The 26401-nt window shown below is 65.7% G+C and carries 25 protein-coding genes; 11 read left to right on the plus strand and 14 right to left on the minus strand.

What is annotated here, in order from left to right:
• The first annotated feature begins 17 nt into the window (after nucleotides 1–17).
• From DJFAAGMI_RS18960 to DJFAAGMI_RS18995, 8 genes are all read left to right on the plus strand, one after another.
• Nucleotides 18–1493, plus strand: a complete 1476-nt coding sequence (locus DJFAAGMI_RS18960; protein WP_211458322.1) for an aldehyde dehydrogenase — start codon at nucleotides 18–20, stop codon at nucleotides 1491–1493.
• 9 nt (nucleotides 1494–1502) lie between these two features.
• Nucleotides 1503–2462 (plus strand): VOC family protein, encoded by a 960-nt coding sequence (locus DJFAAGMI_RS18965; RefSeq protein ID WP_211458324.1) that lies wholly within the window; start codon nucleotides 1503–1505, stop codon nucleotides 2460–2462.
• Between the two features lie 162 nt (nucleotides 2463–2624).
• Nucleotides 2625–3602, plus strand: coding sequence for a Bug family tripartite tricarboxylate transporter substrate binding protein (locus DJFAAGMI_RS18970; RefSeq protein ID WP_043004673.1), 978 nt, complete (start codon nucleotides 2625–2627; stop codon nucleotides 3600–3602).
• A 136-nt stretch (nucleotides 3603–3738) separates the two neighbouring features.
• Nucleotides 3739–3960 carry a recombinase-like helix-turn-helix domain-containing protein gene (locus DJFAAGMI_RS18975; protein WP_003060438.1) on the plus strand — a complete coding sequence of 74 codons (222 nt, stop codon included), beginning with the start codon at nucleotides 3739–3741 and terminating at the stop codon, nucleotides 3958–3960.
• Between the two features lie 24 nt (nucleotides 3961–3984).
• Entirely contained in the window at nucleotides 3985–5010 is a 1026-nt protein-coding gene (locus DJFAAGMI_RS18980) for an aromatic ring-hydroxylating oxygenase subunit alpha (protein ID WP_019044145.1), read from the plus strand.
• Entirely contained in the window at nucleotides 5007–5966 is a 960-nt protein-coding gene (locus tag DJFAAGMI_RS18985) for a PDR/VanB family oxidoreductase (protein WP_211458326.1), read from the plus strand. Before DJFAAGMI_RS18980 ends, DJFAAGMI_RS18985 begins: the two co-directional genes overlap by 4 nt.
• A gap of 196 nt (nucleotides 5967–6162) precedes the next feature.
• Nucleotides 6163–7227: a porin gene (locus tag DJFAAGMI_RS18990; protein ID WP_211458328.1), complete on the plus strand. Its 1065-nt coding sequence runs from the start codon at nucleotides 6163–6165 to the stop codon at nucleotides 7225–7227.
• Nucleotides 7228–7378: 151 nt separating this feature from the next.
• Nucleotides 7379–8650: an MFS transporter gene (locus tag DJFAAGMI_RS18995; protein ID WP_211458330.1), complete on the plus strand. Its 1272-nt coding sequence runs from the start codon at nucleotides 7379–7381 to the stop codon at nucleotides 8648–8650.
• A gap of 229 nt (nucleotides 8651–8879) precedes the next feature.
• Here DJFAAGMI_RS18995 and corA read toward each other — a convergent pair whose 3' ends face one another.
• From corA to tsaB, 4 genes are all read right to left on the minus strand, one after another.
• Nucleotides 8880–9866 (minus strand): magnesium/cobalt transporter CorA, encoded by a 987-nt coding sequence (corA, locus tag DJFAAGMI_RS19000; protein ID WP_167008106.1) that lies wholly within the window; start codon nucleotides 9864–9866, stop codon nucleotides 8880–8882.
• 212 nt (nucleotides 9867–10078) lie between these two features.
• Nucleotides 10079–11002, minus strand: a complete 924-nt coding sequence (locus tag DJFAAGMI_RS19005; protein WP_211458332.1) for a uracil-DNA glycosylase family protein — start codon at nucleotides 11000–11002, stop codon at nucleotides 10079–10081.
• Nucleotides 10993–11505, minus strand: a complete 513-nt coding sequence (gene rimI / locus DJFAAGMI_RS19010; RefSeq protein ID WP_211458333.1) for a ribosomal protein S18-alanine N-acetyltransferase — start codon at nucleotides 11503–11505, stop codon at nucleotides 10993–10995. The genes DJFAAGMI_RS19005 and rimI overlap by 10 nt, the downstream gene beginning before the upstream one ends.
• 7 nt (nucleotides 11506–11512) lie before the next feature.
• Nucleotides 11513–12220: a tRNA (adenosine(37)-N6)-threonylcarbamoyltransferase complex dimerization subunit type 1 TsaB gene (tsaB, locus tag DJFAAGMI_RS19015; protein ID WP_211458334.1), complete on the minus strand. Its 708-nt coding sequence runs from the start codon at nucleotides 12218–12220 to the stop codon at nucleotides 11513–11515.
• A gap of 173 nt (nucleotides 12221–12393) precedes the next feature.
• On the opposite strand from tsaB, the gene dacB reads away from it, so the two are divergent.
• From dacB to DJFAAGMI_RS19030, 3 genes are all read left to right on the plus strand, one after another.
• Nucleotides 12394–13842 (plus strand): D-alanyl-D-alanine carboxypeptidase/D-alanyl-D-alanine endopeptidase, encoded by a 1449-nt coding sequence (dacB, locus tag DJFAAGMI_RS19020; RefSeq protein ID WP_211458335.1) that lies wholly within the window; start codon nucleotides 12394–12396, stop codon nucleotides 13840–13842.
• 225 nt (nucleotides 13843–14067) lie between these two features.
• Complete coding sequence (locus DJFAAGMI_RS19025; RefSeq protein ID WP_043006601.1) at nucleotides 14068–15258, plus strand: SGNH/GDSL hydrolase family protein; 1191 nt, start codon at nucleotides 14068–14070, stop codon at nucleotides 15256–15258.
• A 33-nt stretch (nucleotides 15259–15291) separates the two neighbouring features.
• The gene (locus tag DJFAAGMI_RS19030; protein WP_043006603.1) at nucleotides 15292–15963 is read left to right on the plus strand and encodes an OmpW/AlkL family protein; all 672 of its coding nucleotides are present in this window, start codon (nucleotides 15292–15294) and stop codon (nucleotides 15961–15963) included.
• A 61-nt stretch (nucleotides 15964–16024) separates the two neighbouring features.
• Here DJFAAGMI_RS19030 and DJFAAGMI_RS19035 read toward each other — a convergent pair whose 3' ends face one another.
• From DJFAAGMI_RS19035 to DJFAAGMI_RS19080, 10 genes are all read right to left on the minus strand, one after another.
• Entirely contained in the window at nucleotides 16025–17191 is a 1167-nt protein-coding gene (locus DJFAAGMI_RS19035) for an acyl-CoA dehydrogenase family protein (protein WP_211458336.1), read from the minus strand.
• A gap of 36 nt (nucleotides 17192–17227) precedes the next feature.
• Nucleotides 17228–18109, minus strand: coding sequence for a type 2 periplasmic-binding domain-containing protein (locus DJFAAGMI_RS19040; protein ID WP_211458337.1), 882 nt, complete (start codon nucleotides 18107–18109; stop codon nucleotides 17228–17230).
• Entirely contained in the window at nucleotides 18102–18935 is an 834-nt protein-coding gene (locus DJFAAGMI_RS19045; RefSeq protein WP_211458339.1) for an ABC transporter permease, read from the minus strand. The genes DJFAAGMI_RS19040 and DJFAAGMI_RS19045 overlap by 8 nt, the downstream gene beginning before the upstream one ends.
• The gene (locus tag DJFAAGMI_RS19050) at nucleotides 18932–19825 is read right to left on the minus strand and encodes an ABC transporter ATP-binding protein (protein WP_211458341.1); all 894 of its coding nucleotides are present in this window, start codon (nucleotides 19823–19825) and stop codon (nucleotides 18932–18934) included. Before DJFAAGMI_RS19050 ends, DJFAAGMI_RS19045 begins: the two co-directional genes overlap by 4 nt.
• Entirely contained in the window at nucleotides 19822–20838 is a 1017-nt protein-coding gene (locus DJFAAGMI_RS19055; RefSeq protein ID WP_003072550.1) for an ABC transporter substrate-binding protein, read from the minus strand. The genes DJFAAGMI_RS19050 and DJFAAGMI_RS19055 overlap by 4 nt, the downstream gene beginning before the upstream one ends.
• A gap of 110 nt (nucleotides 20839–20948) precedes the next feature.
• Nucleotides 20949–21947, minus strand: coding sequence for an L-threonylcarbamoyladenylate synthase (locus tag DJFAAGMI_RS19060; protein WP_211458343.1), 999 nt, complete (start codon nucleotides 21945–21947; stop codon nucleotides 20949–20951).
• 179 nt (nucleotides 21948–22126) lie between these two features.
• Nucleotides 22127–23299: a 5-(carboxyamino)imidazole ribonucleotide synthase gene (locus DJFAAGMI_RS19065; RefSeq protein ID WP_211458345.1), complete on the minus strand. Its 1173-nt coding sequence runs from the start codon at nucleotides 23297–23299 to the stop codon at nucleotides 22127–22129.
• Complete coding sequence (gene purE / locus DJFAAGMI_RS19070; protein WP_003072555.1) at nucleotides 23296–23790, minus strand: 5-(carboxyamino)imidazole ribonucleotide mutase; 495 nt, start codon at nucleotides 23788–23790, stop codon at nucleotides 23296–23298. The genes DJFAAGMI_RS19065 and purE overlap by 4 nt, the downstream gene beginning before the upstream one ends.
• A gap of 100 nt (nucleotides 23791–23890) precedes the next feature.
• Nucleotides 23891–25303 carry a hypothetical protein gene (locus DJFAAGMI_RS19075; protein ID WP_211458347.1) on the minus strand — a complete coding sequence of 471 codons (1413 nt, stop codon included), beginning with the start codon at nucleotides 25301–25303 and terminating at the stop codon, nucleotides 23891–23893.
• Entirely contained in the window at nucleotides 25300–26277 is a 978-nt protein-coding gene (locus DJFAAGMI_RS19080; RefSeq protein WP_211458349.1) for an ABC transporter ATP-binding protein, read from the minus strand. The genes DJFAAGMI_RS19075 and DJFAAGMI_RS19080 overlap by 4 nt, the downstream gene beginning before the upstream one ends.
• Between the last annotated feature and the right edge of the window lie 124 nt (nucleotides 26278–26401).

A 26401-nucleotide genomic window follows, 5' to 3' on the forward strand; every position in this document is an offset into this window, starting at 1 on the left:
AACGAAAGAGCTTCACGATGTCGAACCTAGAACTGCTCCCCATCAATATCGGCGGCGAATGGCGTCTTGGCGGCGGCGACGAGTCCGCCACGCTCTACCCCGCGACCGGCGAGGTGGTGGGCCGCCTGCGTGCCCCCAGCCTGGCCGATGTGCAGGAGGCCATAGAGAAGGCTGACCATGCCTTCCGCACCAGCGGCTGGGCCCAGAAAAAGCCCCATGAGCGCGCCGCCGTGCTCTACCGCATCGCGCTGCTGATCCGCGAGCGTGCCGAGCCGCTGGCCCAGCTGCAGCGCCTGGACAACGGCAAGCCCATCAGCGAGACGCGCGCCCTGGTGGCCAGCGCCGCCAGCACCTTCCAGTTCTTCGCGGCGGCCTGCGAGACCATGGAGGAGACCATCACGCCCTCGCGTGGCGACTTCATGACCATGAGCGTCTACGAGCCCATGGGCGTGGTCGCGGCCATCACGCCGTGGAACTCGCCCATCGCCAGCGAGGCGCAGAAGCTCGCCCCGGCGCTGGCGGCCGGCAATGCCGTGGTCGTCAAGCCCGCCGAAGCCACGCCGCTGCTGGCGCTGGAGCTGGCCAGGATCTGCGAAGAAGCCGGCGTGCCCAAGGGCATCGTCAGCGTGCTGCCCGGCCGCGGCTCGGTGATCGGCGACGCCATCACCAAGCACCCGCTGGTCAAGCGCGTGTCCTTCACGGGCGGCACTTCCACCGGCAAGCACATCGCCCGCATCGCGGCCGACAAGATGATGCCCGTCTCGCTGGAGCTGGGCGGCAAGTCGGCCACCATGGTGCTGGAGGATGCCGACCTCGACCACGCCGTCAACGGCGTGCTCTACGGCATCTTCAGCTCCTCGGGCGAGTCCTGCATCGCCGGTTCGCGCCTGTTCGTGGCGAGGAAGCTCTACGGCGACTTCATGGAACGCCTCACAGCGAAGGCCGCCGCCTTGCGCGTGGGCGATCCGGCAGACGAGCGCACCCAGATGGGCCCGCTGATCACCGCCAAGCACCGCGAATCCATCGAGAGCTATGTGCAGCTGGGCCTGTCCGAAGGCGGTCAGCTGCGCACCGGAGGTCACCGCCCCGAGGGCGCGCTGTACGAGCGCGGCTACTACTACCGCCCGACCATCCTTGAAGGTGTGACCAACAACGACCAGATCTGCCAGCAGGAGATCTTTGGCCCCGTGCTCGTGGCCATGCCCTTCGACGACGAAGAGGCGCTGCTGGAGCAGGCCAACGACAGCGTCTACGCACTGGCCGCCGGCATCTGGACGCGCGACTACAAGGCCGCCTGGCGCATCGGCCGCGCGGTCCAGGCCGGCACCGTGTGGATCAACACCTACAAGCAGTTCTCCATCTCCACGCCCTTCGGTGGTTGGCGCGACAGCGGCCTGGGCCGCGAGAAGGGGCGGCTGGGAATACAGCAGTACATGGAGCAGAAAAGCATGTACTGGGGTTTGAACGCATCGCCCCTGGCCTGGGCCAACTAAGGAAAAATCATGAGCGTACTGGGCATTGACGAAATCAGCTACGGCGCCGACGACCTGGCGGCCTGCCGTCAGTTCTTCCTCGACTGGGGCCTGAGCCTGGCCGAGGAGCAGGCCGAGCGGCTGGTGTTCGAGACACTCAACGGCTGCCGCGTGATCGTGGCCGCCACCAATCACCCCGATCTGCCGCCCGCCATCGAAGCCGGCCCCACGCTGCGCGAAGTGGTCTGGGGAATGGAAAGCGAAGCCGACCTGGCTTTGTATGCAGATCGCATCCGCGCGCTTCCAGGCTTCGTCCAGGGCAATGGCCGTATCGGCTGCACCGACCCCAACGGCCTGGCCGTGCGCCTGCAGCTCACGCAAAAGCGCGATGTGCAGATGCAAAGCGCCGAGTACAACACCTGGGACCGCAAGGGCCGTATCAATCAGGCCAGCCCGGCCTACGAGCGCGCCCAGCCCATCGAGGTCGGTCATGTGGTGTTCTTCGTCAAGGATGTGCAGGCCTGCGAGCGCTTCTATGTGGAGAACTTCGGCTTCGCGGCCTCAGACCGCTACCCCGAGCGCGGCGCTTTCCTGCGCACCGCGCCCGACGGCGGCCACCACGACATCTTTTTGCTGCAGCGCCCCGACAAGCACGCCGGCCTGAACCACGTGGCCTTCACCGTGCGCGACATCCACGAGGTCTTCGGCGGCGGCATGCATATCTCGCGCTGCGGCTGGGATACCCAGCTCGGCCCGGGCCGTCACCCCGTGTCCTCGGCCTATTTCTGGTACTTCAAGAACCCGGCCGGTGCCCTGGTCGAGTACTACGCCGACGAGGACCAGCTCACGGCCGACTGGCAGCCGCGCGAGTTCGAGCCCGGCCCGACGGTGTTCGCCGAGTGGGCCATCGACGGCGGCCTGGACGGCAATACGCGGCGCCAAAAGGGCGTGGGCGCCGCCGACGGCAAGTTCCTGACAGACAAGAAATGAAACACCCTCTGAGTCGCTTTGCGCCTTCCCCCTCTCTCGCTTCGCGGGAGGGGGACAACACCCTCGCTGCGGGGCGGCCCTTGCTCGGTGTCTCTGATGTGAGCGAATTCTCCAGATCCTCTGGCTGGCTAGAGGCTTAACCACAACCCCACGGGCTATTTCATGAAAAACATTCGTCGCCAGGTAGTTATCGCTGCTGCATTGCTGGCTGCAGCCCAGATGTCCGGTTCCGCGCTGGCGCAAGCCTATCCGAGCAAGCCCATCACCATCGTCGTGGCCTATCCGGCCGGCGGCGATACCGATGCCATGGCGCGCCTGTATGCCGAGAAGCTGGGCCAGCGACTGGGTCAGCCCGTGGTGGTGGACAACCGGCCCGGTGCCAGCGGCACCATCGGCACCGTGCATGTGGCCAAGGCCGCACCCGACGGCTACACCTTGCTGCTGGCGCCCAATACCTTTGCCATCGCCCAGTTCGTGCTCAAGACCAACGCGGGTTCGAGCTACGACGTGCTCGGCGGCTTCACGCCCATCGTGCAGACCAGCGTGCAGCCCATGTTCGTGGCCGCCAGCCAGGGCTCGGGCATCAAGGACATCAAGACCCTGGCGAGCCAGGGCAAGCGCGACGGCCTGACTTATGCCAGCCCCGGCAGCGGCTCGCCCATGCATATCCTGGGCGAGATGTTCAACAAGGCCGCAGGTACCAAGCTGTCCCACATTCCCTACAAGGGCGTGGCGCCCGCAGTCAACGATCTGATCGGCGGACATGTACCCACGACCTTCATGACCTGGGGCCCCATCGCGCCCTACGCAGGCGGCAAGGTCAATGTGCTGGCCGTGGCCGATGCCCAGCGCAGCCCGCTGGCCCCGAATGTGCCCACGCTGGCCGAGCAGGGCGTCAAGGATGTGGAAGTGTCGGCCTGGCAAGGCCTGTTCGGTCCCAAGGGCATGAAGCCCGAGACCGTCAAGCTGCTGAACACCCATCTCAATGAAATTCTGAGGATGCCGGACGTGGTCGCCAAGATGGCGGCCTTCGGCGCCCTGCCTGCGGGCGGCGAGCCGGCACGTCTGGAAAAGACCAATGCTGCCGACTACAACCGCTTCGGCAAGCTCATCAAGGACCTGGATATCCGGGCCGACTAAATGACCAACCCCCTGAGTCGCTTCGCGCCTTCCCGTTGCACGGCGCCCCCAAGGAGGGCGACACCCTCGGTGTGGGGCGGCGCTCAGGGCGATGAAGCAGAACCACGATTCAAGACAGTTTTCGAAGGAGAGAACCATGGCCGCTGATCGATATCTCGAGCCGCATCAGGCGCGCGAGCGCGCCTCCACCCTGTTTGAGGACCTGCTGGGCGACTCCATTGAGCGTGCCTTTGGCGAGGGCGTGCAGACGCTGCCCGAGCTGGTGGCCTACATCAACCGCAGCGGCCCCGCCGGCGAGAACGGCGAACCCTGGACGGAAGACAGCTTTCAGGCGCTGATGGCCCGTCTGGGCTATTGAGACAGAACAGGACAGGAGCACCCCATGAACGTACAAACCATCACCATCGATCCGGTGGACCGTCTGCTCAATACGGGTCTGAAGAACCTCTGGTATGCGGTCTGCCCTTCGGATTTCGTCAAGACCGAGCCCGTCTCGCTGCGCCGCTTCGGCCGCAAGATCGCGCTGTGGCGCGATGCTGCCGGTCAGGTCCATGCGCTGGAAGACCATTGCCCGCATCGCGGCGCGCCGCTGTCCCAGGGCGTGATCCTGGGCGACCGCCTGGCCTGTCCCTACCACGGCGTGGAAGTGCGCTGCGACGGCACGGTGACCAAGGTGCCCGGCAGCCCCGGCTGCAAGCTCGAAGGCTCGCGTGCTGCGCTGGCCTTCCATGTGCGCGAGATGCACGGCGCGATCTTCCTCTACAACAGCGACAAGCATGTGGACGAGGCTCCCGATTTCAGCCTGCCCGAGGAACTGAGCTCGCCCGAGTACTCGAACTTCCTGTGCTATGCCGAGTGGCGCAGCGACTACCGCTATGCGCTGGACAACGTCATGGACCCCATGCACGGCACCTTCCTGCACAAGCAGTCGCACTCCATGGCCGAGGGCGACAGCAAGGCCAGCTTCCAGGTGCGTGACACCGATCACGGCTTTGTGTTCGAGAAGGTCGGCCAGCGCGGCGTGAACTTCGACTGGACCGAATACGGCGAAACCGGCGCGCAGTGGATGCGCCTGGAGATTCCCTATCCCAAGACCGGCGGCCCCGGCGGCAACTTTGCCATCGTCGCCTGCGTCACGCCCATCAGCGCCGACCTGTGTGCCGTGTTCTTCTGGCGTGCGCGCAAGGTGCAGGGCTGGATGCGCGACACCTGGCGCTTCCTCTACCGCAACCGCCTCGAGGCACGCCACTGGGCCGTGCTGGAGCAGGACCGCATCATGATGGAGCAGATGGAAGCCGACGCCAACGAGCGCGAGAACCTCTACCAGCATGACATCGGCCTGGTGCGCCTGCGCCGCCATCTGCGTCGCCAGGCCCAGGAACAGATCGACGAAGGCATCGCATCATGAGCAACAGCTTGCAGGCCTTTGTGCACACGCTGCGCTTCGAGGCCCAGGACACCATCAGCGTGGAACTGCGCCCGGTCGATGGCGGCGAGTTCCCTGCCTTCACGGCCGGCTCGCATATCGACCTGCACCTGCCCAACGGGCTGGTGCGCAGCTATTCCCTGTCCAACGACAGCAGCGAGCGCCACCGCTACGTGGTCGGCGTGCTGCGCGACCGCGCCAGCCGCGGCGGCTCGCGCTGCGTGCACGAGTCGCTGCGCGTGGGCATGCCCATCACCATCTCCGAGCCGCGCAACCACTTCGCGCTCGACGAGGCGGCGACGCATTCGGTGCTGGTGGCCGGCGGCATCGGCATCACGCCCATGCTGTGCATGGCACGCCGGCTCAAGGCCCTGGGGCATTCGTTCGAGATGTTGTACTTTGCGCGCGAGCGCAAGAGCGCGGCCTTTCTGGCCGAGCTGCAGGCCCTGGGCATGCCGCTGCATCTGCACTTCGATGCGGAAGCGGGCGGCCCGCCCGACCTGCGGGCATTGCTGGCGCAGCGCGCCCCCGACGCGGGCCTGCACCACTATTCCTGCGGCCCGACGCCCATGCTCGACGCCTTCGAGAAGTTCTGCTCCGAGCTCGGCCATGCCAACGCCCATATCGAGCGCTTCACGCCGGTGGAAGTCAAGGCGTCGTCCGATGCGCGCAGCAACTACACGGTAGAGCTCAAGCGCAGCGGTCGCTTCATCGAGATCACACCCGACAAGTCCTTGCTGGACACGCTGCTGGACGCCGGTGTCGATGTGGACCACAGCTGCTGCGAAGGCGTCTGCGGCTCCTGCGAGACCCGCGTGCTGGAAGGTGTGCCCGACCACCGCGACTCGGTGCTCAGCCCGAAGGAGCGCGCCGCCAACAAGGTCATGATGGTCTGCGTCTCCGGCTGCAAGAGCGAGCGCCTGGTCCTCGATATATGACACCTCCTGAGTCGCTTCGCGCCTTCCCCCGCTCTATATCCGCTTTGCGGGAGAGGGGGGCGACACCCTCGGTGCGGGGCTGCGCAGCCGGCCCGGGCCCTTCCTCGGCGTCCCTTGGCTGGACCATGCTGAATTGACGAGTGAGGCCCTGGGCTAGCAACTGAAGACAACCCCCCACCCCTAGAGGAGACCAACCATGAAATCCATCCATACGCCGGCTCTCGGCGTGGCGCTAGCCTGCCTGGCGTCTTTGCCCGGCGCGGCTTTTGCGCAGTCCAAGGTCGAGCTTTTCGGCGTCGTCGACGTCGGCGTGGCCCATCTGGGCGGCTCGGGAGCCTCCAAGACCGGCATTTCCACAGGCGGCGCCAACATCAGCCGTCTGGGCTTTCGCGGCACCGAGGATCTGGGCGGCGGCCTGAAGGCGGGCTTCTGGCTCGAGGCCGGCCTGGACGTGGACAGCGGCGCGGGCAAGGCCACGGGCGGCGGCCTGAACTTCAACCGCCGCTCCACCGTCAGCCTGATGGGCAACTGGGGCGAGGTGCGCCTTGGGCGCGACGATTCGGCGACCTTTCTGAACACGCTGATCTTCGATCCCTTCCTGACCAACGGCGTGGGCGGCACCGGTGCCTTCACCATGCTGGGCATTCCGGGCGTTCCCTCGACCGGCGGCGCTCCCATACAGATCAGCAATGCCGTGAGCTATTTCCTGCCCCAGAACCTGGGCGGCTTCTACGGCCAGGCCCAGCTGGCATTCGGCGAGCAGCCCAGCGGCGCACCCAACAAGCGCGAGGGCGACTATCGCGGCCTGCGCCTGGGTTACCGCCAGGGGGCGTTCAACGGCGCGCTGGCCACGGGCCGGCTCTACGGCAACACCAGCGCCACCAATCTGACGGCGAACAATGTCGGCCTGTCCTACGACTTCGGGGTCGCCAAGCCTATGCTGCTGTGGGCCTCGGAAAAGCGCGGCGGCACCAAGATCACGGCCGTGCAGCTGGGCGTGACCGCTCCCCTGGGCAATGGCGAGGCCCGTGCCTCCTTCGGCCACTACAACCTGTCCGGCAGCAATGCCGACTGGAACAAGATCAGCGTGGGCTATGGCTACAACCTCTCCAAGCGCACCCAGGTCTACGGCACTTATGCCTTCCTGAAGAACAAGGGCTCGGCGGCGAAGTCCATCGGCGTGCAGGGGCTGAGCGCTCCCGGCACCACGCCGGGCGGCAACTCCAACGGCCTGGAACTGGGCATCCGCCACTTCTTCTGATCCTGCCCCGTCGGGCCGGCATGGGCCGGCCCCGGGGTTTCGGCGGCAGCACGGCTGCCCCACCGCGCGCCCGCCAGGACGTGCGCCCTGGCGGGGCCGGCGGGTGCCGGTCCCGGCTTTTCTCTCTCTCAACGCTAGCCGGACTCCTATCATGAAAGACTCACGCTCGTTGCGCTGGTGGGGCGTGGTCACGCTGTTCGTGATCGTCGCCATTTCCTACGTGGACCGGATCAATATCTCGGTCCTCATCACCGATCACGACTTTCTGTCGCACATCGGCCTCACCCCTGACGACCGAACGCGCCAGGGCCTGCTGGCCACGGCCTTCATGGTCGGCTACGGTGTTTCGTCCTTTGTGCTCACGCCATTCTGCGCGGCGCTGTTCGGCGTGCGCCGCAGCCTGTTTGCCGGTTTGCTGCTGTGGGGTGTGGTGACCTTTCTGTCGCCGGCCATGAACAGCTACGGGCTGCTGCTGGCATCGCGCATTCTGCTGGGCGTCTCCGAGGGGCCGCTGTTCTCGCTGGCAGGCAGCTACATCAAGGCGCATTTCGAGAGCCGCGAGAACGGCAAGCCCAACTCCCTGGTCAATATGGGCACCGGGCTGGGCCTGGCGGTGGGCTACCCCTTCGTCGGCTACCTGGTCGTGGGCCACAACTGGGAGACCTCGTTCCATGTGCTGGGCCTGATCAACGTGCTTCTGGGCGTTCCGCTGGTCTGGGCCTTTGTGCGCATGCCCAAGGTGGAGACCGGCATGCCCAAGCCCCAGTCGGTGGGCGAGGCCGTGGGCCAGGTCGGCCAGATCGTGCGCGGTGCCATGCACACGCGCTATCTGTGGCTGATCACCATTCTCACGGCGGCCTTTCTGTCCTATCTCTGGGGCAGCAGCAACTGGCTGCCCGCCTATCTCAAGGAGTCGCGCGGCTTTTCCATGCGCGAGATGGGTTGGCTGGCTTCGCTGCCGCAATACGCGAGCGTGGCTGCGGTCTTCGTGGGCGGCATGATCATCGATCGCATCGCACGCCGCCAGGTGCCGCTGATCTTTGTCTTCGGCAGCCTCGGCGTGGCGATCGCCGTGTGGCTGGCCATCCATATGGAAGACCGCTATGCGGCGGCCTACTGCCTGATTGCCGCCAACTTCTGCTGGGGACTGATGAGCCCGGCCATTCCGAGCACCGTGCAGCATTGCGCGCGGCCCGAGCATGTGGCCAGCGCCTATGGCGTGGTCAACGGTGCGGGCAGTCTGGTCGCGGGCTTCATGCCGGCCATCATGGGTGCGGTGATAGGTGCGCTGTCGACACGCGGCGGCGTGGCTGCTGGATTCTTCGCGGGCTTTTCAGCGCTGATCGGCACGCAGGTGATCGTGATGCTCTGCGGCATCGTGCTCTGGGTGCGCGAGCGCGGTGCCCAAGCGCAGTCATCGTGATGCACATGCAAAAAAAGGAGCGCCTGGTGCTCCTTTTTTATGGGTTTCAGCATCTTTTGAGTCTGAAATGACCATTGATCAGGCGTTAGCAGCTCCCTTTTTTGATCAGTAATGCCTTGGACCTGGTGCAGCGTATCTGAGCAGGCACGGAGCAAGGGCTGTCCCCGCAAAGGGCTGCCCCAGCAAAGCTGTCGTTCCCCTCGGGGGAAGGCGCACAGCGCCACAGGGGCTATTTCAGCCAGCCGCGCTTGCGGAAATACAGCATGGGGCCGACGGCGCTCAGAATCATCAGCAGCACCACATAGCCGTAGCCGAATTCCCAGTCCAGCTCGGGCATGAACTTGAAGTTCATGCCGTAGACGCTGGCAATCAGCGTGGGCGGCAGCAGGGCCACGCTGGCCACCGAGAAGATCTTGATGATCTTGTTCTGGTTGATGTTGATGAAACCGACCGTGGCATCCATCAGGAAGTTGATCTTGTCGAACAGAAAGGCCGTGTGGCTGTCCAGCGACTCGATGTCGCGCAGGATCTGGCGCGCTTCCTCGAACTGCTCGGCGTTGAGCATCTTGGAGCGCATCAGAAAGCTCACGGCGCGGCGCGTATCCATGACGTTGCGGCGGATGCGGCCGTTCAAGTCTTCCTGGCGGGCGATCGCGCCCAGCACTTCCTTGGCCATCTCGTCGGTCACATCGCCGGACAGCACCATCTTGCTGGCTTTTTCCAGGTCGTCGTAAATGCGCTCCAGCGTATCGGCCGAGTATTCGGCATCGGCGTCAAACAGCTTGAGCAGCACGTCCTCGGCTGCGTCGATCAGGCCTGGTGCGCGACGCGCGCGCATGCGCAGCAGGCGAAAGACCGGCACATCCTCGTCGTGAATCGAAAACAGCACGCCGTGGCTGCGCAGCGCGGCATTGTGCTGGTTGAGGATGAAGGCCACGCGCACCGAGCGGGGGTCTTCGTCATCGTCGATCAGAAAGTCGCTGCGAATATGCAGCTCGCCGTTGTCTTCCTCGTAGAAGCGGGCCGACTCCTCGATGTCCTCGTCCATCGCGTCTTCGGGGATGGACAGTTCGTAGTGCTGCTTGATCCAGCGCTTTTCTTCGAGGGTGGGCGACTCCAGGTCGACCCAGATGGGGCGAAAGCGTTCGAGGTCTGCCAGGGACTCGATTTCTTCCTGAACGAGTCGACCATTGGCCAGCGTAAAGATGTTGAGCATCAGCTCACTCCCGGTTGTTCTTGAGGTTCTGCAGGGATCAGGGCGCTTTCAACCCCCACAGTCTTCACCGGGAGCTGAAAGCTACCAACTAGGGTAGGTTTCCACGGATGTCTTTCAATAATTCGAAGCCAGTGATTATGCTACGTTGCACTGCAGCATGTCGCCTGCGTCATAGTTGGGAGAGTGGGTAAGCGGGGCTTGTCGCCCGCCTGTCACAGCCCCTTGGTAAAGGCGTCGGCCTGCACCAGGTCGGCCCAGGCTCCGGCCTTGGCCTGCGGCGCACGCAGCAGATAGTTGGGGTCGTAGGTCACCACCGTGGGCACGCCCGCAATATGGTGCGGTTCGGCCCGTAGCCGGCCCAGCGCATCATGGCGGCCCAGCACAGCGCGTGCACTGGCCAGGCCCAGAACCAGCACGCAGTCAGGGCGCAGCTCGCGCAGCAGCGTTTCCAGCGCGGGTTGCAGTGCCTGGGCATGGCTGAGATCGGCATCGGGCGGCGCGCGGTGCAGTGCAGCGCTGAAGACGCGCGGCTTTTCCTGCAATCCGAGGGCGCGCAGCATATTGTCCAGCAGCTTGGCGGCATCGCCCTGCAGCGCCGTCTGGGCGCAGTCGGCCGCAGGCCTTTGCGCCGGGCTCAGCAGGGGCGGGTTGGCGGCAGGCTCCAGCAGGATCAGCCAGCCGCCTTGCTCGGCGCTTTGCACATGCTGAGGCGCATGGGGGTAGACCAGCTGGGCCGGGCTTATGGTCCAGCCCAGGCCAGGCTCGCCGGCCGGGCCGGCGGCGGGTTGCTGCACGAACTGACGCGGTTCGTGCGCCCGGTGGCCGGACAGATTCTGAGGCGGTGGACTGGCGGGTCTGGTCGGCTGGGCGGGCGGCTGAACCGGTGCCGGCGCTGCCTCGGCTACGGGCGCGGCGGCCTGCGCCACGGGTGGGCTTACGGGCGGGCTTACGGGGGCCGGCGGCGCCACGCGCATTGCCGGTGCCGCGACGGGCAGGGGCTCGGCGACCGGCGACGGTGCGGCGGCGACTGCAGTGACTGCAGCCACTGCCACGGGTTCCACGGGCTCGGGCAACCAGACGGTGATGCCCATGGCTTCCAGCATGGCCCGCTGGCGGGCGTCCAGGTTCAGGGCCATAGTTTCAGACTCATGAGCACCGCATGTTCGCGCGGGCCGTTGGGGTTGGGGTAGTAGTTCTTGCGCAGACCGACTTCGGCAAAGCCGTGCCTGAAATAGACCTCGCGGGCGCGGGCATTGCTTTCGCGCACTTCCAGCCAGATCCATTGGGCATTCTGCTGCCGCGACCAAAGTGCCAGCGCGTCGAGCAGCACGCGCGCCCAGCCCTGGCGCTGGCAGGCCGGATTGACCGTGATATTGAGCAAATGCACCTCGTCCAGCGCCTGCATGGCGACAAAGTAGCCCAGCAACTGGTGATCGGCATCGACCAGCAGCTGTATCTGGTAGCCGGCCACCATGGCATCCTGGAAGTTGCCGCGCGTCCATGGGTGGGCATAGGCCTGCTCCTCGATCGGGAGCAAGGTGTCCAGCCAGAGTGCGGACAGCGGCTCGAAATGCACCAGGGATGCCGCATCCTGGGTGCTGGCGTCGGTGGCGAGTGTGGAGCTGCTGGGCAAGGTCATGAGGTGCTTATCGGGAGGCGGCGTCGGAGACAGCGGCAGCGGCGGCCTTCTCGGCTTCGCGTTCGGCCGTGGTTTTTGCCACTTTATCGCGGATATAGCGTGGCAGCGCCTCTTCGGCCGGCACCGCGCAGCCTTTTGCCAACAGTGCCGGAGCCAGACGCAGCATGGCGGTGGCCGTGGGCATGGCGTGCACATGGCGAGCGGCGGGTGCCAGCAGCTCGGGGTAGACGGGCTGGGCATTGCCCGCCACGGCATGGCCGGCTGCAGCCTGCAAAGCCTCAGGGGCGCACAGACCGAAGTCCTCGGGCTCGATCCACTGGCCGTCCACATAGCGGAACGCGGCGTGATAGACCTCGTGCATGCGCGCGTCGAGCACGGCCTCCACCTCGGTGCAGCCATGCAGATGACGTGCCTCTTCGGCCACGGTGAGCAGCGAGTCCACGGGCAGCACGGGAACCTTGGCGGCAAACGCCAGACCCTGGGTGATGGCGCAGGCCGTGCGCAGGCCCGTGAAGGAGCCAGGACCGCGCCCGAAGGCAATCGCGTCCAGCTGCGCAAAGCTCAGCCCGGCCTCCTTCATGAGCTGGCGGATGGCCGGCAGCAACTGGGCCGACGACTGCTGAGCGCCCGGACCGCTGTGCTGCCAGATGGCATCGCCACGCTGGACGGCAACAAACAAGGTATCGGTACTGGTGTCGATGGCGAGAAGATTCATGTTCGGCGGGGCGTCAGCCGCAGGCGGGCTGGAGCGCAATAAGGGCTGCACTGGGCTGCACTGGGCTGCAGGAGAGGGCAGCGTAGCCCTGCATTATCGGACGCCCGCCGCCAGCTTGCCGCGGGCGCTGCCAATGCCCGGCATGGGCGTAGCCCGGCGTAGACTCTGGCCCCATGCTGCAGACCCCCTTCTTTCTTCGCAAGACCCTGAGCGCGCTGGGCGCATCGCTGCTGGCGCTGCTGACCCAGCCCGCGCTGGCGCAGTCCCTGCCTGCCGACACCCGCATTCCCGCCGCCGTGGACGCGGCGCTGCAACGCGCCAAGATTCCGCGCGATGCCGTATCGCTGCTGGTGATGAATGTGGATGGCAGATCGCCACCGAACCTGGCCTGGCGCACGCACCAGGCCATGAATCCGGCCTCGGTCATGAAGCTGGTCACCACTTATGCGGCACTCGACCAGCTGGGCCCGGCCTATGTCTGGCGCACGCCCGTCTACCTGGGCGGCCCGGTGGTCGACGGCGCCTTGCGCGGCAACCTCTACATCCAGGGCCAGGGCGACCCCAAGCTGGTGCTGGAGCGTCTGTGGCTGATGCTGCGCCGCCTGCAAGGCATGGGCGTCAAGGTCATCGTGGGCGATATCGTGCTGGACCGCAGCGCCTTTCAGCTGCCCGCGCATGATGCGGCGGTCTTCGACAACGAGCCCTGGCGGCCCTACAACGCCTCGCCCGATGCGCTGCTGATCAACTACAAGGCCGTGGCGCTGAATATTGCTCCCGATACAGGAGCTGGTATCGCCCGTATTCAATACGATCCACCAATGTTTGGTATGGAAAACCAGCAGACAGTTGAGCTGGCTGCTCCTAATTCTGATTGCGGCGACTGGCGCAGCAAGATGCAGCTGGACATGAACAATCCGCAGCGCATCGCCTTCAACGGCAGCTATCCGGCAAGTTGCGGCGACAAGAGCTGGTCCATCGCACCGGCGCAGCCCGAGCGCTTTGCGGCCAAGGCCATAGAAGGCATGTGGCGCGAGCTGGGCGGCAAGCTCACCGGCGCCGTGCGCGACGGCAGCGTGCCCCAGGGCCTGCAGCCGGCGTTCCAGCTGGAGTCTCCGGCACTGTCCGAAGTGGTGCGCGACATCAACAAGTACAGCAACAACATCATGGCCCAGCATGTGCTGCTCACCCTGGGCATGCAGCGCACCGGCGTGGCCAGCTTCGACTCCGCACGGCAGTCGCTGGCCCAGTGGTGGGCCGCGCGCTGGGGCAATGCCGAGCAGCCTGTGGTGGACAACGGCGCAGGCCTGAGCCGCAATGCCAGCATCACGGCCAGCGGACTGGGGCAGATGCTGCAGAACGCCTGGGTCTCTCCCGTGATGCCCGAGTTCGTCTCCTCCATGCCCATCGTCGGCGTGGACGGCACGCTGCGCCGCAGCAAGAGCCGGTTTGCGGGCGCGGCCCACCTCAAGACCGGCAGCCTGCGCGACTCGGCGGCACTGGCCGGCTATGTCGACGGTGCCAGCGGCCAGCGCTATGTGCTGGTGGCCATGGCCAACCATGCCAATGCCGCCGCGGCGCGCACGGCCTGGGATGCACTGGTGGACTGGACGGCGGCCCAGTAGCGGGCCGGTGGCGGCCGCTCGCCGCCCTTTGCCAGCCTCGACAAACCGGACCAAGGTCCGGTTTTTTTTGTTGCGTGACAGCCTGATGACCCGCTTATTGGGCGTTGGATTTTTGTCCGACCATCGGTAATTGCCCGATAACAACGCGGGGATGAGTGTCGCTAGGATGACGCTGAGGAAAAAAGCACGACCGTGCGATTCACAACACCTCAGGAGAACATCATCTTGGCAAGCAAACTCAAACTCTTGGCGGCTGCAATGGCAACGGTGGGCCTGCTGGCGGCCTGCGGCGGCGGAGGCGGTGCCGACACCACCCCCAAGGCCAAGGTCACCTCGGTCAAGGTCATGGGCGACAGCCTCTCGGACAGCGGCACCTTCGGCTACAAGTTCACCGTGCAGGGCAACGATCCGACGACCGGCAAGCCCTATCTGGTCTGGCCCGAGCGCATTGCCGATCTCTACAGCACGTCGCTGTGCGCGCATTACAAGCCCACCAGCCAGACCACGTTTGTGACCGCCAATGCGGGCTGCACCAACTACGCCATCGGCGGCGCGCAGATCAACTATGTCGATGCCTCCGGCCAGGTGGTGAACTCGCCCATCTCCGTGCTGCAGCAGATCAAGGATGCGGGCGCGGCCGGTGTTTCCTCCAACGACCTGATCCTCATCGATGGCGGCGCCAATGACGCAGCCGCGCTGATCACGGCCGTGCTGACCTATCAGTCGGCTGCCGGAACCTATGCCGTGACGGGTTCGCCTGCCGATGGCGCCAAGGCGCAGGCGGCGCAGAAGTACCTGCAGGCCTTCCTGGCTTCCAAGATCGATACGGCAACGCTGACGGCCCTGCTGTCCCAGGGCTCGGACGGTATCGTCAAGGCCGGCGGCCTGTACATGCAGACGCTGGCCCAGAACCTGGCGACCAGCATGCAGACGGATCTGCTGGCCAAGGGCGCCACGCGCATCGCCGTGCTGAACATCCCGGCCATCCAGATGACCCCCAAGTTCACCACCGTGCTGGCCCAGATCGCCCAGGCCCAGGGCACGGCCGCCTCCAAGCAGGCCGAAGCCCTGCTGGACGGCTGGGTGAGCGCGTTCAACGCCACCCTGAAGACCGCTGCAGGCAATGACAGCCGCATTGCCGTGGTCGACTTCTACACCGAGTTCAAGAGCCAGATCTCCAACCCTGCGGCCTACAACTTCACCAATGCCACGGTGGCGGCCTGCTCCAAGATCGGTACCGACGAGCTGTCCGCCTGCAGTGCCGACAAGCTGGCCGCCAACATTCCTCAGGGCGAAACCAGCCCCGACTGGTGGAAGAGCTATGTCTTCGCCAACAGCTTCCACCCCACCCCTTACGGCTACCAGCAGATGGGTCAGCTGGTGTCGCGTTCGCTGGCACAGGCCGGCTGGCTCTAAGCCCATCCGCAGCAAGAATCAGGAGAGACAACAATGAAGAAACATATGCGGATTTCTGCCGCCGTTCTGGCCCTGACGGCCTGCGGTTTGGCCAGCGCCCAATCTGCGGGCACCTGGTCGGCACGTGTGGGCATCACCCATCTATCGCCCGATGTGAGCAGCGGCAATCTGTCGGCACCATCCTTTCCCAACACCAAGGTCGACGCGGGCAGCAACACCCAGCTGGGTGGCGGTATCACCTATATGGTGACCGACAATCTGGCGCTGGACGTGCCTCTGGCCACGCCCTTCAAGCATGACCTGTCGGGAGCTGGCGCGATTGCCGGTGTGGGCAAGCTGGGCAGCACCAAGGCGATACCGGCCACGCTGATGCTGCAGTACCGCTTCAACGAGGCCAAGGCCGCGTTTCGCCCCTATGTGGGAGCCGGCGTGACCTATGCCCATTTCTATGGCGAAAAGACCACGGCCACGCTCAACGGTCTGAGCGGCGGCACGCTGGCCAATCCGACCACGGCTGAACTCGACGACAAGTTCGGTGCACTGGCCCAGCTGGGCTTTGTCTACCAGTTCAATGAGCGCTGGTTTGTGGATGCGTCCTACTCCAAGAGCTTTCTGAAGACCAAGATCCACCTGTCTTCGGGCCAGAGCATCAGCGTCAGGCTCAATCCCGATGTGTTTTCCATGGCCATAGGCTACCGCTTCTGAGGCTGCGCGGCCGACACAAAAAATCCGGGCTGGTCCCGGATTTTTCTTTTTGGCTGCGGCTTCAGTTGTAGTGCTGGGCCGAAGGCTCTTCGCCATGCACGGCCCAGCGGCCCAGCGCCTGGAGCTTGTAGTCCAGCGGATCGTGCAGGGTATGGGTGCGAACATTGCGCCAGAAACGGTCGAAGCCGAGGTCGGCATGGGTGCCGCGTGAACCCACCACATCGAACATTTCCTGGGTGGCGAAAAGGGTGCAGCGATGTGCCATGACCTTGGCTTCGAAGACGGCGATGGCGACCTCGGCGCGTTCCGCCGCGCTCAGCCCAGGGCCGCGCTCCCAGGCTTTTTGCAGCAGCTCTGCGCCGTGGTCGGCCATCAGGGCAGCACCCGAAATCTGGGCCTGCATCTCGCCCATACGGCGCAGCAGATAGGGGTCGTCGGTGGCGCGTTCCACCGCCGAGCCCAGCCAGGGCCGGCCATGTTCGCGCGCGTAGTCGCGTGCCTGCCGGCGCGCGCCCTGGGCCACGCCGACAAACAGATTGACCAGCACCAGCTGCGCTAGGCAGTTGCGCAGCGTATGAAAGGCCGTGACCTCGGCATTCTCGTCGCGCATGACGGCGCTGGCTGGAAGCTGGACGCGATTGAACTGCACCGAGCCGCTGTCGGTCTGACGCTGGCCCATGGGGTTCCAGTCGTCCTTGACGGCAATGCCGGGCGAAGCGGTCTCAAGCAGGCCCAGAACGGGCTGCGCATGGCCTGCCACGCTGGCCGATACCGTCAGGTAGTGAGAGCCGCGTGTGCCCGAGCAAAAGCCTTTCAGACCGTCGAGCACATAACCGCCGGTCAGCTCCGAGCTGCGGGGCAGGGCCTGCAGGCGCGTGTCGCGCGGGTTCAGCGCGTTGCCCCACCAGCCGTTTTCGTCGATGGTGCGGCGCAGCCAGAGGCGCTGCTGCTGGCGCGAGCCATAGATCAGCACGGTGGCGACCTGGAGCTGGTGAAACGCCAGCACATGGGCCAGGGCGCTGTCGACGGCGGCCAGGGCCCGGACATGGCGGTAGATGTCGGGCCAGCTCAGCGCATCGCCGCCATGTTCGCGGGGGATCGCCAGGCGCAGCAGGCCGGCATCGCGCAGCAAGGCTTTTTCCGCTGCCGCATGGCCGCCCTGGCGGTCGCGTGCGACGGCAGTTTTTTCCAGAGTGCCGAGTACATCGTTGAAGTGGCTGGAGAACATGGTGAAGAAGGTGGAGAGCGGAAAAGAGGCGGGAGGTCAGTGGCAGATGGCTCCGTCTTCCAGCAAGGAAGCTTCCAGCGCAATCGTGCTGACGCGGTTGTCCTGCGCGCGTTGCTGCAGACCGCTGCGTTGCCATTGCTGGACGGCGTGCTGCAGCCAGCGGGTGGACTGCGCATCGGCCCTGGCCAGACGGATATGGGCCTGATCCGTGGTGCGAAAGCGGTTGCCCAGACGGGTGTAGAAGCGCCAGTTGTCCTGTTGCAGCAGGCGCGTGATGACCTCTGGCGACTCGGCCAGAACATGGCATTTGCCGGCCAGGAAATCGCTGACTGCATGAATGCTGGAGGGCGCGAAAAGAGGCTCTAGGCCCTGGGCCTGCAAGGTGCTGGCAGAGGCCTGACCCGTGGCGACGCAGGCCGTGGGTCTGGGGGCGGCCTTCTGCGCCACATGCGGCAGCCAGGAGCTCCAGTGACCGGGGGCATGGCGGCTCCAGAGGGAGGCCTGCTGCTTGAGCACCAGCAGTTGCAGGCTCTGCGGCATATAGCTGCCACCGGTCTGTCGATCGGCAGCGGCCGGGCCGTCCTGCGGCGCCACGCCTTCGAGCACCAGGTCGGCATCGCTTGCGGGGGTGATTCTGACGCTGGTGCCCAGTTGCCGGCCCAGCCAGTCCGCCAGGGCCTGGTCGTAGACATCGGGCTCTGGCGGCAAGGCTTCGCCGGGCAGGGCAGGGCGTGCGTAGCTGCGCAGGGCCACATGGAGCACGCCCTGGCGCCGAGCCTGTTGCAGCACCGGGCCTGCAGCCTCCGTGCCGCCGAGATCCGGCAGTGCCGGCCACAGCACGCCAGCGCCAGCGGCCGCGGCTGCCAGCGCGGTGCCGGCCAGGACCAATCGCCGCCAGGATTGCGCGGCGCTACTCATGAAACTCCAGTCCGCTGCGCCAGCGCGTCAGGCGCTTTTCGAGCAAGGCCAGCCCATAGTTGAGGGCCAGGCCCAGAACGGCCAGCAGCACGATGCCGGCGTACATGCTGGGGATCTGGAAGATCTCCTGAGAGTTCAGCGTGAGAAAGCCCAGGCCCGCATGCGAGCCGATCATCTCGGCGGCGACCAGCGCGGTGATCGAATAGGCGCCTGCCAGTCGGATGCCGGTGAAGATGGACGGTGCCGCCGCCGGCAGGATGACCTTGAAGAAGATGAAGCCGCGCGAGGCCCCCATGGACAGCGCCGAATGGATCAGCAGCTTTTCCACCTGCTTGACGCCGCTGATGGTGTTGAGCAGCACCGGCCAGAAGGCCGCCCAGAAGATGATGGCGATCTTGGAGGCTTCGCCGATGCCGAAGAACAGCAGAAAGACCGGGAACAGCGCCAGTGCCGAGACCTGGCGGAACAGCTGCAGCAAGGGGTCTACAAAGGCTTCGAAGCGGCGCACCACGCCCATCAGCAGCCCCAGCGCCACGCCTGCCACGACGGCCAGAATCAGGCCTGCCAGAGAGCGTTGCAGGCTGGCCGCCACATGCTTGCCAAGCTGGCCGGTCTGTGCCAGCTGGACGATGGCCGCCAGAACCGCAGATGGCGGGCTGAGAAAGGCCGAATTGACCAGTCCCGCACGGGGCAGGAATTCCCAGATGGCAAAGAACAGCAGTACGCAGGCCGAGCGCTCCAGCCATCGGAGCCCGAGTTGCCGGGAGGAAAGCAGCGACACCGGATTGGCGGGGCGCCGGGATGGGGATGCGGCCAGTTGGCTCATATGGCAAATCCTCGCAAGGCCAGGCTGAAATCAGGGGCGGTGGGCAGCAGCGGTGCCAGCGGTTGCTGGCGGTGGCCGCTGGCAAAGGCGACTTCGTCGCGCAGCACATCCCAGGCCTGTTCACGCAGTTGCACAAAGGCCGGGGCATGGCGTATCTCGGCGGGGCGCGGACGCGGCAGCGCTATGTCCAGCACGGATTTGATGCGACCGGGTCGGTGCGTCATGACGGCGATGCGATCCGACAGATAGATGGCTTCATCGAGGCTGTGGGTGATGAAGACGATGGTGGTCTTGTGCTGCTCCCAGATGCGCAGCAGCTCGGACTGCAGGATTTCGCGTGTCTGGGCATCGAGGGCGGCAAACGGCTCGTCCATCAGCAGAAGGCTGGGCGAATACGCCAGGGAGCGGGCGATGGCCACGCGCTGACGCATCCCGCCCGAGAGTTCGTGCGGGTAGCGCTGGCCGAAGCCGCTGAGGCCCACCAGATGCAGAAACTGCTCGGCAGTCTCCCGGCGCTCGCGTTTGGGAATCTTGCGGATCTCCAGCCCGACCTCGATGTTCTGAAGCACGGTACGCCACGGAAACAGCGCATAGCCCTGGAACACCACGCCCTGCTCGCGGTTGATGCCGCTGGCCGGCTGGCCGTCGATGCTGATGCTGCCGCCGGTCTTGCGCGCCAGCCCGGCCAGCACATTGAGAAACGTGGACTTGCCGCAGCCTGAAGGGCCGAGGAGGGTGAAGAACTCGCCTTCACGGATATCGAGATTGAAGTCCTGCAGGGCGGCGATCTGCTGCTTGCGGCCACGCTCGTCGGCAATGGCGAAATCCATGCGCACATCGCGTGCCCGGATCTTGATGGCGGAGCCGGACTCGTCCAGGGCAGTGCTCATGTCGCGGCTCCCTTGGCAAAGGGGTTGAACTCGTTGGTGTACACATCCTTGACCGCCACCTTGCCCGGCTGCAGCTTGCCTTCGCGCTCCAGCACGTCGATGTAGTACTGGATGGGCGGCTCGGTGATGATCTGGTCGTCCACATAGGCGTAGCGCTCCACATGCTTGAGCTCCATGCCGAGACGCTCGGCCGTGTAGCGGCGCGCTTCGTCGGTGTTGGCATTGACCCAGTTGCCGGCCTTGGCGATGGCGGTGACCACATCGCGCACGGCCTGCGGGTTCTCGCGCGCAAACTTGCCGTTGACGCTATAGGGCGCCATGCCGCCCAGGCCGCGGTCCAGGTCGTAGTCGGTCCACAGGCGCTGCAACTCGGGGTTGGCCTCGGCACCGCCGGAATGGGGAGGGTGGATGATGGCCAGATCCACATTGCGGCCGATCACGGCCTGCTCGCCCTGGTTGTCGGGAACGACCAGGAAGTTGATCTTGTTGACATCGGCACCGTGCTCGCGGAAATAGGTCTTGGAGACAAACTCGGCGCAGGCGCCGAAGCTGTTGAAGCCTATGGTCTTGCCTTCCAGATCCCTGGGCGTGCGGATGCCCGAATCCTTGCGCACGAAGTACTTCATATGCGGTGCCTCCTGCAGCGTCTTGCTGCCGGCGGCAATCACCTTCATGTCGGCCCCGGCCGCAATCGCCGAAATCACCAGCGGCACCATGCGCGAGCCGAAATGGATGTCGCCCGTGCCGACCAGCGGAATGATCTGGGGGGCGGCAATCTTGCCCACGTAGTTGGGGCGGGTGGAGGTCCCGTCGAAGTAGCCCAGTCTGTCGGCCAGATAGATCAGGTCGAAAGAGGGGTTGTCGGGGTAGTTGAAGGGAACGACCTTGCCATTTTGTGCCGTGCGGGTGGTTTCGCTGCTGGCCTGGTTGTCGGAGCGCGAGCAAGCCGCCAAGCCCAGGGATGCTGCACTGATGGACAGAAGCTTGCCAAGCGCGTCGCGACGGGTTCCCATGGTTCTAACCTTTGAAGTTGCTGTTGAAGCAAGCAAGGTTAGAGAAGGCGTCTAATAAAGAAAACGAATAAAAATTTGTATCTTTACTTGAAAATCAGCTAAGAGGCCGCTCAGCCCGCAGCCGCCGCACGCTGCAGGCGGTCGCGCACGCCTTCCCAGTCGGCGGTGTCGGGCGGGGTCTCGATCCAGATCAGCTTGGCGCCCCAGTCGTCGAAATTGCGCAGCATGCCGAACAGCTCACGGGCCACGTCGCGCGGCTCGTCGGACATGCGGCGCAGCAGCAACTGGGCGGTGGTGACATTGAGGGGGGTGCGGTGATAGATGGCAATATTCCTGCCATCCTTGCCCAGGATGTCCAGCGCCGATTGCAGCTGCCCGGCATCCATGAGCCGCACCTTGGCGTTGGGCGCGTAGTGCGCCAAAAGCGTTCCCGATGCACGTGGGGTGTCCGCGGTCAGCTCTTCTTTCGAGAGCGGTCGCAGGCCGCAGGCACGCTCGATATCGTCACGCGTGATGGCGCCGGGGCGCAGCAGCACGGGCACGCCCCGCGTGCAGTCGACGATGGTCGATTCAATGCCCACTTCGCAGGCGCCGCCATCGAGCACCAGCAGTTCTTCGCCAAACTCGGTGGCCACATGCTCGGCCGTGGTGGGGCTGACGCGGCCGAACTTGTTGGCGCTGGGGGCAGAGACGCCCCAGACCGGCGGATCGAGCTGCTGGCAGGCCTGCAGCACCGCATGGGCCACGGGGTGGGACGGGCAGCGCAGGCCCACGCTGTCCTGGCCCCCGGTCGATGCCTTGGCGGCATGCGGCAGGCGCGGCAGGATCAGGGTCAGCGGGCCGGGCCAGAACGCATCGATCAGTTGCTGGGCAAAGACCGGGACTTCCTTGGCATAGCGGGTGATGGCGGCGGCATCGGCCACATGCACGATCAGCGGATGGTTGGCCGGGCGCCCCTTGGCGGCAAAGATCTGCGCCACGGCGGCGTCGTTGTCGCTGTCTGCGGCCAGACCGTAGACCGTCTCGGTGGGCAGGCCCAGCAGCCGGCCTTGCTGCAGGGCGAGCGCAGCGGTTTGCACCGAGGCTTCCAGCGTTCCATCCAAGATCATTTCAATTCCTCTTTCATGCACTGCGCCGCCGTATGTGCGGTGCTTTTGCGCTTGCAGAGCATCAGCGAAGGACGCCGAGCAAGGGCCGCCCCTTACGCTTGGGGCGTCGTCCCCCTCCCGCGTAGCGAGAGAGGGGGAAGCGGCGGGGCCGCCTAGGCAAAGCCGCTCAGGGGGTGTTATCAGAACGCTTCAATGCCCAGGATCTCGGCCGCCTTCAAAGCGGTTTCACGCGCTTTTTCGGGACTGGCCGCGGTGATGTTCAAGTGGCCCATCTTGCGGGCTGGCTTGGCATCGACCTTGCCGTACAGATGCAGGTGGGCGCCTGGCAGGGCCAGGATCTGATCCCAGGCCGGAGCCTTGGCGGTTTCGCCGTCCTTGAACCACAGATCGCCCAGCAGGTTGAGCATGACGGTGGCGCTGTGCTGGCGCGGTTGCACCAGGGGCAGATTGGTCATGCAGCGCACCTGCAGCTCGAACTGCGACACATCCATCGCGTTCTGGCTGTAGTGGCCGCTGTTGTGCGGGCGCGGGGCGATCTCGTTGACCACCAGCTGGCCGTTGTCCAGCACAAAGAATTCCACGCAGAGCACGCCCACGTAGTCGAGGCCGATAGCTACGGATTTCGCAGCAGCTACCGCTTGCTCTGCCTGTGCGGCGGGCACGTTGCCTTCGTAGACCTCGGTCACGGCCAGAATGCCGTCGCGGTGCAGATTGCGCTGCACGGGCAGGTTGACGATGTCGCCATTGCGGCCACGGGCCACGATGACCGAGCATTCGTGCGCCAGCGGCAGCATTTTTTCGAGCACGCAGGCCACCTGCTTGAGCTCGTCCCAGGCCTTGATCAGCTCGTCGCGGGTCTTGACGCGGATCTGACCCTTGCCGTCATAGCCCATGCGCGCGGTCTTGAGGATGCCGGGCAGCAGCGCGTCGTTGACGGCTGCCAGCTGCTCGGCCGTCTCGATCACGGCATAGGGGGCGCAGGGCACGCCGCACTTCACGAAGTGGGCTTTTTCGGCGGCGCGGTCCTGGGCGATCGCCACGGCCGAGCCGGCGGGCGATACAGGCAGGCTCTCGGCCAGCTTGTTCAGCGAGCCGGCGGGCACGTTTTCGAATTCGGTGGTCACGGCCGCGCAGAGTCCGGCCAGCTCGGCCAGGCCCTTGGCGTCTTCGTAGCCGGTGCGCACATGCTGGTGGCTGACCAGACCGGCGGGGCTGGTCTCGTCCTTGTCCAGCACGGCGGTGAAATAGCCCATGGCCTGAGCGGCATGGGCAAACATGCGGCCCAGCTGACCGCCGCCCAGCACGCCGAGGGTCGCACCCGGCAGTATCACTTGCGTGTCGCGGGCGCTCATGCGTTCACCGGCAGGGTCATGTTGCGGGCAGCTTCGGTCTGCTCGGCGCGGAAGGCCTCGAGCTTCTTGCGCAGCTCGGCGTCTTCATTGGCCAGCAGGGCCACGGCAAACAGGGCCGCATTGGCCGCACCGGCATTGCCGATGGCAAAGGTGGCCACGGGCACGCCCTTGGGCATCTGCACGATGGAGTGCAGCGAGTCCACGCCTTGCAGGTGGCGGCTGGCCACGGGCACGCCGAGCACCGGCACGGTGGTCTTGGCGGCAATCATGCCGGGCAGGTGGGCAGCACCGCCGGCGCCGGCGATGATGGCCTTGAGGCCACGGTCGGCTGCGGCTTCGGCAAAGCGGAACATGTCGTCCGGCATGCGGTGGGCCGATACGACCTGGGCTTCAAAAGCGATACCGAATTGCTGGAGGATGGCAACTGCGTGTTGCATGGTGTCCCAGTCGCTGCTGGAACCCATGACTACGCCAACTTGGATGGGGTTCATGTTCTTCAGGGCGCTGCCGCCCGGCCTAGTGGAACCCCTGATTTTACGTTTTCGCTGCATTGCCGGGCAGCTGTGGGGCAAAGCCACCCGGTCAAAGCATCTATGACCCCCGGATGCAGGCGGCCGCGTTGTCGCGTGCAAAGCCCAGCACGCGGTCCCTGAAGACATGGATGACCCAGGCCAGCGCGACGAGGGTCTGCAGGCTCAGAGAGGCCCAGGGTAGATAGCTCAGCCAGGAGCCGGCCTGCGTTGCCGCATCCGAAGGCGCCATCCACATGGCCACGACCGGCTGGACCAGCATGGCGCCCCTATGGCCGCCTGCGCCATAGGCCAGCAGCGGCGCGGCAATGTTGAGGATCAGCCAGGCGACGACAAACGAGGCCAGCGGGGACTTGAGCTTGCCCGCCAGCAGGGCGAAGCCGGTCAGCAGCAGGCAGTCGCGCAGCAGATGCAGGCACAGATAGAGGGTGAAGCTGTTGAGTTCGCCGCTGATGGCAGCCTCCAGGCTTTGGGGGGCGAACAGCAGCAGCAAGGCCATGGCAAAGCCCAGCAGCAGGCTGACCGGCCACAGCGGCAGCGCCTCCAGTGCCTCACGCCAGCGCTGGCGGCTGACCGACCATTGCACCTGGCGCCAGGCGCGCAGATGCTGGTCCATGTGCTGCAGGGCGACATAGGCGGTGCCGATCAGCGCGATCCAGGCGGTGCTGCTGAAAAATGCGGCAATGCCCAGGTTGAGCGTGCCGGCCGCGAAAAATCCCGTCAGTGCCAGGCCCAGCGGCCAGGCCCAGGGCAGGGTGTGTACGTCGAGCCGGGTGCAGAGCTGGCGCCACAGGGCCAGCAGGCCCAGGCCCAGTATCAGCGCACCGGCCAGATAGGCCAGGCCCAGGCCGCCCACGTCCAGGCCCCACCAGAACACCGGCGCGGCATCGCTGTCCACCATGCCCTTGTAGACATGGTCGATAAAGGGGCCGGGGGCGAAGAACAGCAGCAGCAGGGGCAGCAGGGCCGCGCGCCGGCGATTGATGGGCCTGTCCCTCAGTCCCCAGCTCATGAGCACGGAGTTCATGGCCCAGGTCTGCAGACCGAGGCCCCAGAGCACGGCCAGACCAATCGTGTGCTGCAGCTTCAGGGGCTCCAGTGCCCAGAAGTGGGTCACGCCCACCACGGCCAGCGCAAACCACAGCACATACAGCCAGGCCGGCAAGGTGGCGCCCAGCAGCTTGCCCCAGGCCATCTGCCAGGGCGTGAGCACGGACAGGCGTTGCCAGTCCCAGGTGTTCTGGCTGGCTTCCTCGGCCAGGCTGCGCCCGGCCAGCACGCTGCCGTAGATGATGGCGGCCAGATACAGGCCGGCGATGGCGGTCATGCTCAGCGTGCCGGGCAGACCCTTGGCAGAGGACAGGGCAAAGGGCAGCGCCAGGATGAGCAGGCTCAGGCCCAGGCTCCAGGCCAGCAGCGAGGGGCGCCAGTTCAGCCAGAGCTGACGCTGGAATTCGGGATTGCGTTGGCTCATGCTTGCTCCTGACTTTCGGTATCGCGGGACTGGGCCGTGCGCGCATAGCGGTCCTGCAGCCGCTCGCGCACCGGGTACAGCGCGGCGACCGGAATGCCGGCCTGCACCAGCTGGGCCAGCCATTGGGCGCGTGCGCCGGCGGCCGCAGGCAGCCATAGCTGAATCGGGCGGCGGCCCGTGGTGTCGAAGTCCTGCACCGAGGTGCTCAGCAAGGCCTGACGCAGGCGCGTCTCCAGCCCTTCGCCTGGCTCCATGGCCACTTCCAGCGCATAGAGCTGGGGCTGCTGGCCGGCGACGGCGGGCTGGCCCTCGCCATGGGCGTTCTGCAGCGCCTCGTGGCTTTCGATGCGGCCGTCGCGGATGCTCAGGATGTGGGTGCAGTACTCGTCCAGCTCGCTGAGGATGTGGCTGGAGACGATCAGCGTCATGCCCTGGGCCTGCAGCCGGCGAAACAGCGTCGAGAGGCTGCTGCGCGCATCGGGGTCGAGGCCGCTGGCCGGCTCGTCGAGCAGCAGCACGCTGGGTTGATGGACGATGGCTTGGCCGATCGCCACGCGCTGGCGCTGGCCGCGCGAGAGTTCGGTAGGGTGGCGGTGCAGCAGCTGCGTCAGGCCCAGTTGCTGGGCCACCTGTTGCACGCGGGCCTCCACGCCGTCGGGCGCCACGCCCATGGACAGGGCCGAGTACTGCAGGCAGCGCATCACGCTGAGCCGGTCGTACAGGCCGTAGAAATCCGAGAGATAGCCCAGGTGGCGATGCACCTCGCGCGGCTGCTCCTCGACCGACAGACCTTTGACGCGCACCTGGCCCGACAGCGGCTGCTCCAGTCCGGCGATGCAGCGCATCAGCGTGGATTTGCCCGCGCCGTTGGGGCCGACGAGTGCCGTCACGCTGCCCGCAGCGATGGACAGGCTCACGCCGTCGAGGGCGCGGTGGCCCGGATATTCAAACACCAGTTGTGAAACTTCAATCAAGTCTGCGCTCCTTGGTTCGCAAGCAATATAGCCCAGGGGCGAGCGTGGCTGCGGGGCAGCTACTCTTGAAACCGTAGCTGCTTGCGCATGCAGTCCGTTGGTTTTCGGCATAAAACACCTCGAA

It is taken from the genome of Comamonas brasiliensis (genome assembly GCF_018292285.1).
Classification (GTDB): domain Bacteria; phylum Pseudomonadota; class Gammaproteobacteria; order Burkholderiales; family Burkholderiaceae_C; genus Comamonas; species Comamonas brasiliensis.